The sequence below is a fragment of the Bradyrhizobium erythrophlei genome, from assembly GCF_042430365.1.
GTDB classification, from domain to species: Bacteria; Pseudomonadota; Alphaproteobacteria; order Rhizobiales; family Xanthobacteraceae; genus Bradyrhizobium; species Bradyrhizobium erythrophlei.
Genome location: NZ_JBHMET010000031.1, coordinates 1 through 12,826 on the forward strand (window position 1 = coordinate 1; position 12,826 = coordinate 12,826).

A 12,826-nucleotide genomic window follows, 5' to 3' on the forward strand; every position below is an offset into this window, starting at 1 on the left:
AGTGCCTGAACTTCTTCGCCGCTGCCGGTTATGATCGCGTCTGATCAGAATCTGCTCTAGAGCATCGGTTCTGATTCAATCAGAACCGATGCTCTGAAGTTCCCGGCGAGAGGTAGACACCCAATATGGCTTCGGCAAGTGCCGTTTGTGTCGCGATCAGGCGTCGAGCGGCTTGCCGCGGACGTACGGGCCGAACGCTGCCACGACAATGACCACGAGGATCATGGCCGAGGTGATCAGGCCGAACACGCCGCCGACGCCGCCGATGCGAAGCATATAGGCGACGATGAACCCCGAGAACATCGCGCTGATCCGGCTCATCGAATAGACGATGCCCGAGGCGCGGGCGCGAATTGCGGTCGGAAACACCTCAGTCTGATAGGCGTGATAGGCATACGACATCGTGATGTTCGCGGCGGTCAGCAGAACGCCGCTCAGGATCAGCAGGGCAGGTGTGGTGAATTGCGAGAAGGTCGCGCCGAACACGATGATCGCGACGCACGCTCCGCAGATGATCCATTTGCGTTCGAGACGGTCGGCGAAACTTGACGCCAGCAAGGGCGCGATCGGATAGGCGAACGCGACGATGAAGGAATATTGCAGGCTCTTGGTGACCGTGATGCCCTTCTCGACCAAAAGCGTCGGCACCCAGTTGGCAAAGCCATAGAAGCCGAACGCCTGGCAGAAATTGAACACCATGAACATCACGACGAGCGAGAGATAAGGCGGCCGGAATAACTCGGCGAAACCGACCTTCGTCGGCGTGCTCGCGGGCCCTCTGCTGGGGATTGCATTTGGCCGCGTGTTGCCGAAGCCCGCGGAGGCTTCAAGCGTCGCAAGGATCTTCAGGGCTTGTTCGGTCTGGCCGTGGCGCGCCAGCCAGAGCGGGCTTTCCGGGACGAAAAGTCGCAACACCCAGATCACCATGCTGCCGGCGGCACCTATCAGCACCACCCAGCGCCAGCCATCGAGGCCGTAAGGCTGCAGCGGCACCAGCCACCACGACAGGAACGCTACGATCGGGACCGATATGAACATCACGGACTGGTTGACCGCAAAGGCACGGCCACGCAGCCAGCTCGGCACGAGTTCGGTGATGTAGGCATCGATTGTGATGATCTCGACGCCGATACCGATCCCGGCGATGAACCGCCACAGCAGCAGCCCCTCCGAGGTGGTCTGAAACGCCATCACGACCGATGCCGCGCTGTAGCCGAGCAGCGCGAAGGTGAAGATGGCCCGCCGCCCGAACCGGTCGGCGAGGAACCCCAAGAAGAAGGTACCGACGAACAAGCCGGCAAAGGTCGCCGCGACGAAGGCGCCGATCCCGGAGAAGCCGAAGAAGGCCTGGGTCGTGGTGGTCAGCAACCCGCTGCGGTTGAGGCCCGGCGCGATGTATCCGGTGAAGAACAGGTCGTAGATCTCGAAGCAGCCGCCGAGCGAGAGTAGGATCACCAGCCGCCAGACATAGGAGGAGGCGGGCAGGGCCTCGAGCCGCCGTGCAATCTCGTCGGGCTCGCTTCGCGTGGTGGCAAGATCGCTGACCGAGCCGAGTTCGACGGCGCTCATCGTGTCCTCCCGAATGGGCCAATGGCCGCCTTTCTTCGCGAAGGCGTGCCGATCGCGCCATGTTTGGCACTCAGGAGCCAGAAATCCAGACGAACATATCGAAGGAATCGTTCGATATTTTCGATATCAGATCAAAAGCGTCGCCTCCCAGGCGCCGCGGCCGACCTGTTCGGCGATCAGGGCGCGGATCAGCCGGCACATCTCCTCCATCACATAGGTCATCGGGCGGTTGCGCAGGCGGCAGAGATAGAGCGTGCGGGTCAGCTTCGGCTCGATCACTTCGCGCGCGACCACCGTCTTGGCCTGTAGCTGCTCCTTCACGAACAGCTTGGTCGCGATCGTGCAGCCCAACCCTTCGGTCAGCGCACCGATCATGCCGCTGATCGAGTTGAGATGCAGGATCGCGTTGGCCTCCAGCCGCTTCAGCAGCACGGGGTCGTCGAGCAGCGCGCGGGAGGATAGCCCATAGAGCAGCAGGATCAGCGGCAGCCGCGTCACGTCCTCGAAGGTGATCGGCACCCTGGCCTTGCCCACCAGCTTCTCGGTGCCGACGCAGAACATCTGCTCTTCCAGCACCGGCTCGGCGATCAGCTCCTTCTCGGACGGCGGATTGTAGACCAGCGCGAGGTCGACCTCGGAGCTCAACAGATGCAGCAGCGTCGCGCCCGACAGGCTCTCGGTCAGCGACAGCTTCAGGTTTGGATATTTCGTCAGCACGGTGCGCATCAGCGGCACGCCGATCGCCTTCATCCCGGAATTGGCCATGCCGATCGAGATGTCGCCGGCGATCACGCTACCGCCTTCCTTGATTTCGCGCTCGGCGGCGGCCATCGCGCGCAGGATGATGCGGGCGTGCTCATAGAGCCGCTCGCCGGCCGCGGTCGGTTCCATGCCGCGCGGCTTGCGCTCGAACAAAGGCGTGGCGAATTCGGCCTCGAGGTTCGCGATATGGTGGCTCAGCGCGGACTGCGCGACATTGGCCTGATCCGCCGCCCGCGACAGGTTGCGCTGCTCGTAAACCGCGATGAAATAGCGAAGCTGGCGCGAGTCCATGGAGATCAAGCGTTCTAGAACCACGAATGCACTATTCGACAGATTATATTTTTCAGATAGCGCGCGGAAGCCTAGTCTGAGCTGATATCCGAAGTGTTTTCGAGCGAAGTGGACACCGGTTCGCGTGAAGAAAACGCGTCAAAAAAGAAGAGCATGAGCACGGAGAAACCGATGACCGGGAGCGGACTGCCGCTGGAGGGCGTGAGGGTTCTCGAGATGACCCACATGGTGATGGGCCCGACCTGCGGGATGATCCTGGCGCAACTCGGCGCCGAGGTCATCAAGGTCGAGCCGCCCGCAGGCGACAAGACCCGCTCGCTCGGCGGCATGGGCACCTCGTTCTTCCCGCTGTTCAACCGCGGCAAGCGCAGTGTCGTGCTCGATTTCACCAAGCCGGAAGACCGCGAGACGATGCACCGGCTGCTCGCCAGCGCCGACGTGTTCCTGGAGAATTTTCGCGATGGTCAGCTCGAGAAGCAGGGGCTCGGCGCCGAGGAGCTGCGCAAGGCGCATCCGCATCTGATCGTCGCCGGCCACAAGGGGTTTCTGTCCGGCCCCTACGACCATCGCCCGGCGCTGGATGAGGTGGTGCAGATGATGTCGGGGCTGGCGGCCATGACGGGCACGCGCGACAAGCCGCAGCGTGTCGGCTCCTCCGCCAATGACATAATGGGCGGCATGTTCGGCGCGATCGCGATCCTGGCCGCGCTCTACCAGAAGCGCGGCGGCAAGCGGGACGGCGCTGACATCCGCATCGGCCTGTTCGAGAACTGCCTGTTCCTGGTCGCCCAGCACATGGTCGAGTACGAGATGACCGGCCGCAAGCCGCGCTCGATGCCGGAGCGCGAGCACGCTTGGCCGATCTACGACATCTTCGATGCCGCCGGCGGCGAGCGCATCTTCATCGGCGTCGTCACCGAGGGGCACTGGCAGAGCTTTTGCCGCGAGTTCGGCTTGCAGGAGCTTGCTGACGATCCGACGCTGCGCACCACCACCGATCGCATCTTGGCCCGCGACCGGATTATTCCGCGTGTCGCCGAGGAGATCAAACGCTGGAACGTGGCCGAGCTGTCGGCAAAGCTCGATGCACTCAACATCTGCTTCTCGCCGATCAACCGGCCCGAGGATCTGTTGCAGGACCCGCACGTGCTGCGGCCCGGTGGGCTCGTCAACAACGTCAACGCCGACGGCAAGCCGTTCCGCGTGCCCGCGCTGCCGGTCGAATGGAACGGCGGCAATATCGGCGAAGGCCTGAAGGTGCCCCTGCTCGGCGCTGACACCGAAGCGATCCGCGCCGAGCTCGACAAGCCAGAAATCCCGTCAACCGGAAACGCTGCGTGAGGCTGCCATGACCCGCGTCCATGATATCTATCCCAACGACCGAGTGAGCCTGCGCGAAGTCGGCCTGCGCGACGGCTTGCAGCTCGTGAAGGCGTTCCCCTCGACGTCGGCCAAGGAACGCTGGGTGCGCGATGAATACGCCGCGGGCGTCCGGCATTTCGAGGTCGGCTCGTTCCTGCCGGCCAAAACCTTCCCGCAATTCGTCGACGTCCGCGACGTAGTTTCGACCGTCGCCTCGCTACCCGGCGCCCACGGCATCGCGCTCGCGCTCAACGAGCGCGGCGTCAACGAGGCGCTGGCGTCTGGCGTCGCCGAAATCGCCTCGGTGGTGTCGGCGACCGAGGAGCACAGCCAGGCCAATGCCAACCGCTCGCGCGAGTCGGCAATCGACAACATCAAGCGGCTCTGCGAGCTGCGCGACGCCAGCGCGCACAAGCCGGTGGTCAACGCCGCGATCTCGATGGCGCTCGGCTGCTCCATCGTCGGTCCGGTCGATCCGAAGGAGGTGCTGCGCCTCACCGAGAAGCTCTACGAGGTCGGCGTCGACATGGTCGCGATCGCCGATACGGTCGGCTATGCCGGGCCGAAGCAGGTCGGCGAGCTGACCAAAGGCGCGGTCAGGATCGCCGGCTCGAAGCCGGTTTGCATCCACCTCCATGACACCCGCGGCATGGGCATTGCCAATGCGTCCGCCGCACTCGATGAAGGCGCCCGCGTGCTCGACGGCTCGCTCGGCGGTCTCGGCGGCTGCCCGTTCGCACCGGGCGCGACCGGCAATGTCGTGTTCGAGGACCTCGTCTTCCTCTGCGAGAGCAAGGGATTTCCGACCGGCATCGATCTCGACCGGCTGATCGCGGTGCGTGCGATCCTGACATCCGAGATGCCGAACGAGCCGCTCTACGGCGGCCTCGCCCGCGCCGGCCTGCCGTGCGGGACGAAAGCCAAGGCGGCGTAATTCCTACGTAGCCCGGATGAAGCGGAGCGAAATCCGGGACGGTTCGTCCGCGGGCGCAAGGCCCCGGATTACGCTGCGCTCCATCCGGGCTACAGCGCTTCAATCATGCTTGTGCCCCCGCTTGCGCGGCTTCTTGTCCGGCGTGGTCGGGATCATCACCACGCGGCCGTAGCGCACGCCGCGCTCGGCGATGATGTGGTCGGCGAAATGCCGCACCTCACCGCTTTCGCCCTTCAGTGCCGTCACTTCCATGCAGCTGTCGTCGTCGAGATGGACATGCAGCGTCGCCAGCGACAGATCGTGATGGCCGTGGAAGTTTTGCACCAGCCGCTTCGACAGGTCGCGCGCGGCGTGATCGTAGACGTAAACCAGCGCGGCGACGCATTGCCCTGACGGCGCATCCTCCGCGCTTTGCTGCAGCCCGGCGCGGGCGAGATCGCGGATGATCTCGGAGCGGTTCTGGTAGCCGCGCGCTTCCGCGGCGGCGTCGATCTCCGCGAGCAGGTCGTCCTCGATGGTGATGGTGATCCGTTGCATGGACTGTCCGTGTTGGCGTGCTGTTGGCCAGTATGATGTTCTTATTGAGACATCATACTGCTCTTGCTAGCGTGATGCGGCGGGTTGGGCTGGTGCGGTCGTCGCGTGACTGTAACAGGTATCATGCGGGGGCATGGGTGTTGCGCCGGACAGTTTTGCGGATATGTCCAGCAGCGGTATCCATTGCCGTGCTCACGCCGGCGGTGGAGGCCCAAACGCTCGCCGCGACGGTGGGCCAGCTTCCGCCGGTGACGGTGACCTTGCCGGATCAGGCGCCGGCAAAGCGCAGCAGGGCTTCCCAACATCCACGCCACGCCGCCAGCGGCCGCAAGCCCGCGGCGCCCCAGCCGAGCCAGCCCGCCTCATCGATGAATGGCGTCAGCAGCGGCTCCGCGTCCTCGCAAACACCTAACCTGCAGCCCACGGCCGCCAGCGCGACACAGATCAGCGGCAATGAGGTGAATGCGCGACCGTTCTCGCGCCCCGGCGAGGCCTTGGAGGCGGTGCCGGGCCTGATCGTCACCCAGCACTCCGGCGAGGGCAAGGCCAACCAGTATTTCCTGCGCGGCTTCAATCTCGACCATGGCACCGATCTCGCCATCACCGTCGACGGCATGCCGGTCAACATGCGGACCCATGGCCACGGCCAGGGCTATGCCGACATCAACTTCCTGATCCCGGAACTGATCCGGTCCGTGAATGTCCGCAAGGGCCCCTATTATGCCGACAAGGGCGATTTCGCGTCCGCCGGCGCCGTCGGCATCGGCTATCTCAACACGATGCCGAAGAACATCACTGAGCTGACCTTCGGCAGCTTCGGCTATCAGCGCGCGCTGGCTGCGGGATCGACGCGGGTCGGCGACGGCACGTTGCTCGCCGCGTTCGAGGCCAACAAGTACAACGGCCCGTGGGATGTGCCTGACGAATCCGCAAGCTGAACGGCGTGCTGCGCTACAGCCAGGGCACGGCGACCGACGGCTTTTCGCTGACGGCGATGACCTATTCCAACGGCTGGAATTCGACCGACCAGGTCGCGCGGCGCGCGATCGATCAGGGCCTGATCAATCGCTACGGTTCGCTTGATCCGACAGATGGCGGCACCTCCAGCCGCTTCAGCCTCTCAAGCAATTGGACGCAGTCGAGCCAGTATGGGCAGACCAAGGTAAACGCCTATGTGATCCGTACGTCGCTGCAGCTTGACAACAATTTCACCTACTTCCTCGACGATCCCGTCAATGGCGATCAGTTCAGCCAGATCGACAGGCGCACCGTCTATGGCTTCGATGCCAGCCACGCCTTCGATCTCCGCTTCGCCGGCATCGACACCGAGACGCGGATCGGCGTGCAGACCCGCTACGACGACATCAATGTCGGCCTGTTCAAGACGCTGCAGCGGCAGATCCTGTCCACGGTGCGCAACGACCAGGTGCAGGAGGGCAGTGTCGCGCTGTGGGCCGACACCACCGCGCGCTGGACCGACTGGATGCGCACCACGGTCGGCATCCGCGAGGACTATTTCGCGGGCCATGTGCTCAGTGACACGCCGCAGAATTCCGGCAATGCGCGCGCCGCGATGACGAGCCCGAAGGCCGGCATCGTGCTCGGGCCCTGGTACAAGACCGAATTCTACGGCAATGCCGGCTTCGGTCTGCATTCGAATGACATCCGCGGTGCGACGATCACAGTCGATCCCAACGACAAGGTGATGCCGCTCGACCGCGTGCCGCTCTTGGTACGTTCGAAGGGCGCCGAACTCGGCATCCGCACCCGCGCGATCGACGGTCTCACCTCGTCGCTCGCCGTGTTCGTGCTGGATTTCGATTCCGAGCTCTTGTTCGTCGGCGATGCCGGCACCACCGAGCCGAGCCGGCCGAGCCGCCGTGTCGGTGTCGAATGGACCAACCAGTACAAGGTGCTGCCGTGGATGAGCCTGGATTTCGATCTCGCCTACACTAGCGCCCGCTTCACCGATGTCGATCCGGTCGGCAACTACATCCCCGGCGCGCCGGCCTGGGTCGCCAGCGGCGGCATCACCTTTGGCCGGGAGACCGGCTGGTTCGGCGCTTTGCGCGGGCGCTATTTCGGCCCGCGTCCGCTGGTCGAAGACAATAGCGTGCGCTCGCAATCGTCGCTGATCTTCAACGCTCGCGCCGGCTATAGATTTGACAACGGGATGCGGCTGCAGCTCGACGTGCTCAATCTGTTCAACGCGCGGACCAACCAGATCGAATATTACTACCTATCCCGGCTGCCGGGCGAACCGATCGACGGCGTCGCCGATCGCCATGTGCACCCGGCCGAGCCGCTCGCGGTGCGGCTGACCTTGGCGGCGACGTTTTGATCAGTCGTGGGAGCGGCGGCTGGAGCTGAAATCCTCGACGTCGGGCGGGGTCGGAGGTTTCTCGTCGCGGCGCGGCGGCACGATCAGCATCACGACCCGACGCGTCTGGCCGACCTTCCCCAAGAGCGTCGACCGGGCGTCGAATTCCGAGCGAACGAAGTCCGAGGCCCGCGCCGTCGTGCGTTCCATCCAGTTCAGGCAATCCGGCTGGTCCGCGAAGCACAGCGCCGCCCAGCCGCGATCGAGCCTGATCTTGCGGGGGAAAAAACTCCACGTGTGCTGGTCGGCAAGCGGTCGAACACAGCGCGGATGGTCCGGACTGTAGAAGGCGGCGGCAAAGGCGAGCGCGTCGTCGCCGCTCACGGCAGCAAGCGGAATTCCGGTGCGGTCGTGCCATCGTGTGGTCAGTTCATGCGCCGCCGAGCGATAAAAGCCGCGGCCCTCCTCATAACCATAGGCGTGGCGGTAGAGCGCGTGGAGCGGCGCGGCGGCGACGACGGCGAGAAGGGCGATCCCCGCTACCATGACCGTGAGGTTGACGGCATAGAACCGCTCGATCGGATAGCTCGTTCCGCACACGATCGGGACGATCAAGAGGAACAGGCCCTGCACGGCCCAGAGCGACGGCAGATCGGTGCCGACGGCCAGCGAGACCGCGGCCGGAAAGAGGATGGTGCCGATCGCGACCAGCGACAGCAGCCAGAGCCCGGGCTGCAGGTTGCGGAAATCCTGCGGCAGACGCGCGAGGCGCTCTCCGGCAATGAAGACCCACGTCACGGCCGCGATCCCGGCGGCCGCGATCAAGCCACCGATGAAGTACAGCACCTCCCGCAACGCGGTTGCGTGATCGGTGCCAGCGTGGGCCAGCGCATAGTCGAACGGCGTAGCGCCGGTCGTCGCAAGCCAATGCAGATGCGGGCCGAGCGTGAGCAGTCCGGCGGCGGTCGAAATCCACGGCGAGGCCGAAAGCAGATAGCGGCGCCGATCCGGGTGGACGGTGGCCGCGAAGACGAAGCTCGCGACCAGGAAGATCGAATAATATTTGCCGAGCATCGCAACGGCGCAGGCGACACCGGCCGCAATCGCCCACCCGATCCGCCTCGGCGCCTCGAATGCGCGCAGGAAGCAGTAGGTTGCGAGCGGCCAGATTGCGAGCAGCACCGTGTTCGCGTTGAACCGCTGGGCATGGAACTGGTAGACCGGCAGCAGCATCAACAACAGCAGCACGATGACCCGCTTCTCGCCGGCGACAAAGCGGCGCGAGATGAGATCGACGGCCCAAAGCGCCACGGCGGCGTTGACCATCGCCATCAACTGCAGCGACCAGTCGGCCAATGGAAAGACTGACGTCCACGCCCTTGCGACCCAGCCCATCAGCGGCGGATGCTTGGGGTATCCCCATTCGAGGCGGCGGCCGAGCGTCCAGGTCTCGAGCACATCGGGATGGAGCGCGGCGCCGAGATAGGCGATGACGAGATACGCGGTCCAGACCGCGACAAACAGCGCGAGGAGCAGCGGGACCGCCCATCCCTTCTCGATTCCGTCGAGCCAGGCAATGAAGGGCCGGCGCCAGCGCGCGGGATTCTCGTCCGACCGCGCGGCCATCGTCGAGAAATCAATGAGCGAAAGCACGGTGAAACCACCGAAGGGATAAAGGCTTGAACGTCGCGCACCCTAGAGGTGCCGTCGTCAGAACTCAACGACGAAGCCGGAAATCAAGATCGATTCCAAACTGCGACATCGCGTGGCGCTCCGCTTGACATCCCCGGCGGCAATCCCATCTGCAAAGCAACTAGGCCTGTGCCGGCGCCGCGTCCACGGCCTTCACTTCCGTAGCCGGAAGCGGCGCCTCTTCGTCAGCCTCCTCAGGAACAAGCGGCGGCGACTTGTTTTCTGGAAACACACTGAATTCGCCCGCTACCTCCTGGAGCGGCTTTTGCTTGTCGGCCCAGTGCAGGGCCGTGTAGTCGAATCCGTTCACGATGGTGGGTTTGACAACCTCGAAATAGGGCGAGATGTCGAAGTCACGCGGCATGTAGAGCGAGGAATCGCGAATATGTAGGATCTCGCGGCGCGCCTTGCGGCTGGCGGCGCGTGTGACCTTGGGCAGGATCGGGTAGCGCACGGCATCGAACGCCTGCGCGATCAGGGCCGAGCAGATGATCTTGGTCGGATCGCCGGAGCCGAATGCGATCATGCGCCGCCGCCAGCGCTGCGGGATCGGCAGCGGGAACAGGAAGCGCGCCAGATCGAGGATGTTCTTGGTGTCGTAGCCGAAGCCGATGCGGTTGATGGCATAGCGGCACACCGTGGTGCGGTCTTCGTAGGACAACCCGACCGGTCGACACATGCGGGTGTGATAGGCGAAATATTTCGACAGCGGCGCGGAGGTCACGCCTTCGCCGATATTGGCCTCGATCAGCACGTGCTGTTCGCCGTCGGGCTCGAAGGCGCCGTCGATCGGGCCGACATAGAGCGCGGCGTGCGACCAGGTCGATTGCGTCAGGTATTTGATGATACCGGAGATCCGGTTGTTGCCTTCGACCAGCAGAACGTCGCCGCCCTGGATGATGCCGCGCAGATGTTCCGGGTCGCTCGGCGTGAACGGCTCGTAACCCGGGACTTCCTTTTGCAGGTAGCCCGCGATCCATTTGCCGACAGTATCGAGCATCATGCCCATGGAATCCCCCCAGCGGTTCTACGACCGCTCGTGCTCACTTATCATGGTCGGAAGCCGTTTCAATTTAGTTCATGGGTCGAGCCGATCAATCATGATTGATTTACCATGATGGTTGCTGCGATCGGTGAGATGCGGCAGAGTTCGCGAAGCGTTCCCGTTTTCTGCAAGTCCCCGGAAACCATGCCATGACGATCACCCGCCGCGCGTTCCTGTCGGCGTCTGCAGGCCTCGCGCTGACGCCTTCGTTCGGCGGCCGGGCCTTCGCCGCGCCGCGGGTGCGCGAGGCCGATATCGTGGTGATCGGCGCGGGCGCGGCCGGCATTGCTGCAGCACGACGGGTCGCAGCCGCCAGCCGCAAGGTGATCGTGGTGGAAGCCTCTAGCCAGGTCGGCGGGCGCTGCCAGACCGATGCCGCGACCTTCGATGTGCCGTTCGATCGCGGCGCGCACTGGATGCACAATCCCGAGACCAATCCGATGATCCGGCTGGCGCGCGCGGCAGGCCTCGAGATCGTCACCGCGCCGTCGGGCCAGAAGATCCGGATCGGTCGGCGCTATGCCCGCCCCGGCGAGACCGAGGAGTTTCTTGCGGCCCTGGTGCGCACCAACCGCGCCATCGACGATGCCGCGCGCCGAGGCGACATCGCCTGCGGTGCGGTGGTGCCGAAGGATCTCGGCGATTGGGCCGGCACGGCCGAGTTCCTGCTCGGCGCAAGCTTCAGCGGCAAGGATCTGAAGGACGTTTCGACGGTCGACAAGGCTCGCGCGCAGGACCGCAATTCCGCGATCGCCTGCCGGCAGGGATTGGGCACGTTGATCGCGAAGCTCAGCGAGCAGCTTCCGTTGGCACTGTCGACCCAGGCGCAGCGGATCTCCTGGAGCAACCGCGACGTCGAAGTAGATACGCCGTCCGGCAAGATCACCGCACGCGCCGCCGTCATCACGGTGTCGAGCAACGTGCTCACAAGTGGCAACATCAAGTTCGCGCCCGATATCCCGAAGCGCACGCTCGATGCCGCCTCAAAGCTCAGCCTCGGCAGCTACGATCGCATCGCGGTGCAGATCGCGGGCAATCCGCTCGGGCTGTCGCGCGACGACGTCATCATCGAACAGAGCAATTCGACCAGGACGGCGCTGCTGTCGGGCAATATCGGCGGCTCGTCGCTCTGCACGCTCGACGTCGCTGGCTCCTTCGGCCGCGATCTCTCGGCGCAGGGCGAGAAGGCGATGGCCGCCTTCGCCGTGGAATGGCTCGGCAAGCTCTACGGCAGCGAGGTCGCGAGCGCCGTGAAGAAGACCAGCGCGACGCGCTGGAACGCCTCGCCCTTTATCCTCGGCGCGATGTCGGCCGCCGCACCCGGTGCGCAGCAATCGCGGAAGGTCCTCGGCGAGCCGTTCGGCTGCGTCTATCTCGCCGGCGAAGCCACGCATGAGACGCTGTGGGGCACCGTCGACGGCGCGTGGGAGAGCGGCGAGCGCGCCGCGGAAGCCGCGCTCAGGCGGATCGGCGCGTTGAAGGATGCCGCGCCGGAAGCCGCGCCCGCCGCGAAGCCGCGATCACGCCGCGCACCGTCTCGCACAAGCTCGCCGATGAACTGATGCCGCGGCCGAAGGCGCTGATCTCCTGGTCGAGTGGCAAGGACAGCGCATTCGCGCTGCACGAAGTGCTGCGAGCCGGCGAATTCGAGGTCGTCGGCGCGCTGACGACGGTCACGGAGACCCTTGGCCGCGTCGCGATCCACGGTGTCCGCGAGGACATCCTGCACGCGCAATGCAGAGCCGCCGGTTTGCCGCAGCGGATCGTGCCGATCCCCTATCCGTGCCCGAACGAGGTCTTTGAAGCGCGGATCGGCGAGGCGGTGGCGCAGGCTGTCGGCGAGGGCATCACGCATATGATTTTCGGCGATCTCTTCCTCGCCGACATCAGGGCCTATCGCGAGCAGAAGCTCGCCGGCACCGGCATCACGCCGGTGTTTCCGTTGTGGGGTCGGCCGACGCAGGCGCTGGCGCAGGCGATGATCGCAAGCGGGCTCGAAGCGTATCTCGCAACCGTCGACCTCAAGAAGCTGCCGGCCGAATTCGCCGGCCGCAAGTTCGATGGGCAATTGCTGGCGGATCTGCCCGAGGGAATCGATCCCTGCGGCGAGAACGGCGAGTTTCACACCTGCGTTGTCGCGGGCCCGATGTTTTCGCATCGGCTTGCGGTGACGACCGGGGAGCGCGTTGAGCGCGACGGATATGCGTATTGCGATTTGGTGATGCAGGGTGCCGCATAACCGGTGTCGTCCCGGCCTAGAGCAGATTCTGATCAGACGCGATCATAACCGGCAGCGGCGAAGAAGTTCAGGCAC

The 12,826-nt window shown here is 64.7% G+C and carries 9 protein-coding genes and 1 pseudogene; 5 read left to right on the forward strand and 5 right to left on the reverse strand.

Annotation, left to right across the window (positions count from 1 at the left end; translation table 11 throughout):
* Positions 1-156: 156 nt before the first annotated feature.
* Both ACFFWD_RS04370 and ACFFWD_RS04375 read right to left on the reverse strand, forming a co-directional pair.
* Positions 157-1,569 carry an MFS transporter gene (locus ACFFWD_RS04370; RefSeq protein ID WP_376961813.1) on the reverse strand — a complete coding sequence of 471 codons (1,413 nt, stop codon included), beginning with the start codon at positions 1,567-1,569 and terminating at the stop codon, positions 157-159.
* A 126-nt stretch (positions 1,570-1,695) separates the two neighbouring features.
* Positions 1,696-2,622 carry a LysR family transcriptional regulator gene (locus ACFFWD_RS04375; RefSeq protein WP_376961815.1) on the reverse strand — a complete coding sequence of 309 codons (927 nt, stop codon included), beginning with the start codon at positions 2,620-2,622 and terminating at the stop codon, positions 1,696-1,698.
* Between the two features lie 171 nt (positions 2,623-2,793).
* Here ACFFWD_RS04375 and ACFFWD_RS04380 point away from each other — a divergent pair, with 171 nt between their 5' ends.
* Positions 2,794-3,963 (forward strand): CaiB/BaiF CoA transferase family protein, encoded by a 1,170-nt coding sequence (locus ACFFWD_RS04380; protein WP_376961817.1) that lies wholly within the window; start codon positions 2,794-2,796, stop codon positions 3,961-3,963.
* 7 nt (positions 3,964-3,970) lie between these two features.
* The gene (locus tag ACFFWD_RS04385; RefSeq protein WP_376961820.1) at positions 3,971-4,918 is read left to right on the forward strand and encodes a hydroxymethylglutaryl-CoA lyase-like TIM-barrel protein; all 948 of its coding nucleotides are present in this window, start codon (positions 3,971-3,973) and stop codon (positions 4,916-4,918) included.
* 99 nt (positions 4,919-5,017) lie between these two features.
* On the opposite strand, the gene nikR is transcribed toward ACFFWD_RS04385, so the two are convergent.
* Positions 5,018-5,455: a nickel-responsive transcriptional regulator NikR gene (gene nikR / locus ACFFWD_RS04390; RefSeq protein WP_376961822.1), complete on the reverse strand. Its 438-nt coding sequence runs from the start codon at positions 5,453-5,455 to the stop codon at positions 5,018-5,020.
* A gap of 368 nt (positions 5,456-5,823) precedes the next feature.
* On the opposite strand from nikR, the pseudogene ACFFWD_RS04395 reads away from it, so the two are divergent.
* Positions 5,824-7,796: pseudogene (locus ACFFWD_RS04395) on the forward strand (TonB-dependent receptor).
* On the opposite strand, the gene ACFFWD_RS04400 reads toward ACFFWD_RS04395, so the two are convergent.
* Both ACFFWD_RS04400 and ACFFWD_RS04405 read right to left on the reverse strand, forming a co-directional pair.
* The gene (locus tag ACFFWD_RS04400) at positions 7,797-9,401 is read right to left on the reverse strand and encodes a glycosyltransferase family 39 protein (protein ID WP_376961829.1); all 1,605 of its coding nucleotides are present in this window, start codon (positions 9,399-9,401) and stop codon (positions 7,797-7,799) included.
* Between the two features lie 187 nt (positions 9,402-9,588).
* Positions 9,589-10,476 (reverse strand): YiiX/YebB-like N1pC/P60 family cysteine hydrolase, encoded by an 888-nt coding sequence (locus tag ACFFWD_RS04405; protein ID WP_376961824.1) that lies wholly within the window; start codon positions 10,474-10,476, stop codon positions 9,589-9,591.
* A gap of 185 nt (positions 10,477-10,661) precedes the next feature.
* Here ACFFWD_RS04405 and ACFFWD_RS04410 point away from each other — a divergent pair, with 185 nt between their 5' ends.
* Together ACFFWD_RS04410 and ACFFWD_RS04415 are read left to right on the forward strand one after the other, a co-directional pair.
* Complete coding sequence (locus ACFFWD_RS04410; protein WP_376961826.1) at positions 10,662-12,074, forward strand: flavin monoamine oxidase family protein; 1,413 nt, start codon at positions 10,662-10,664, stop codon at positions 12,072-12,074.
* Positions 12,074-12,751 carry a Dph6-related ATP pyrophosphatase gene (locus ACFFWD_RS04415; protein ID WP_376961828.1) on the forward strand — a complete coding sequence of 226 codons (678 nt, stop codon included), beginning with the start codon at positions 12,074-12,076 and terminating at the stop codon, positions 12,749-12,751. Before ACFFWD_RS04410 ends, ACFFWD_RS04415 begins: the two co-directional genes overlap by 1 nt.
* Positions 12,752-12,826: the final 75 nt, after the last annotated feature.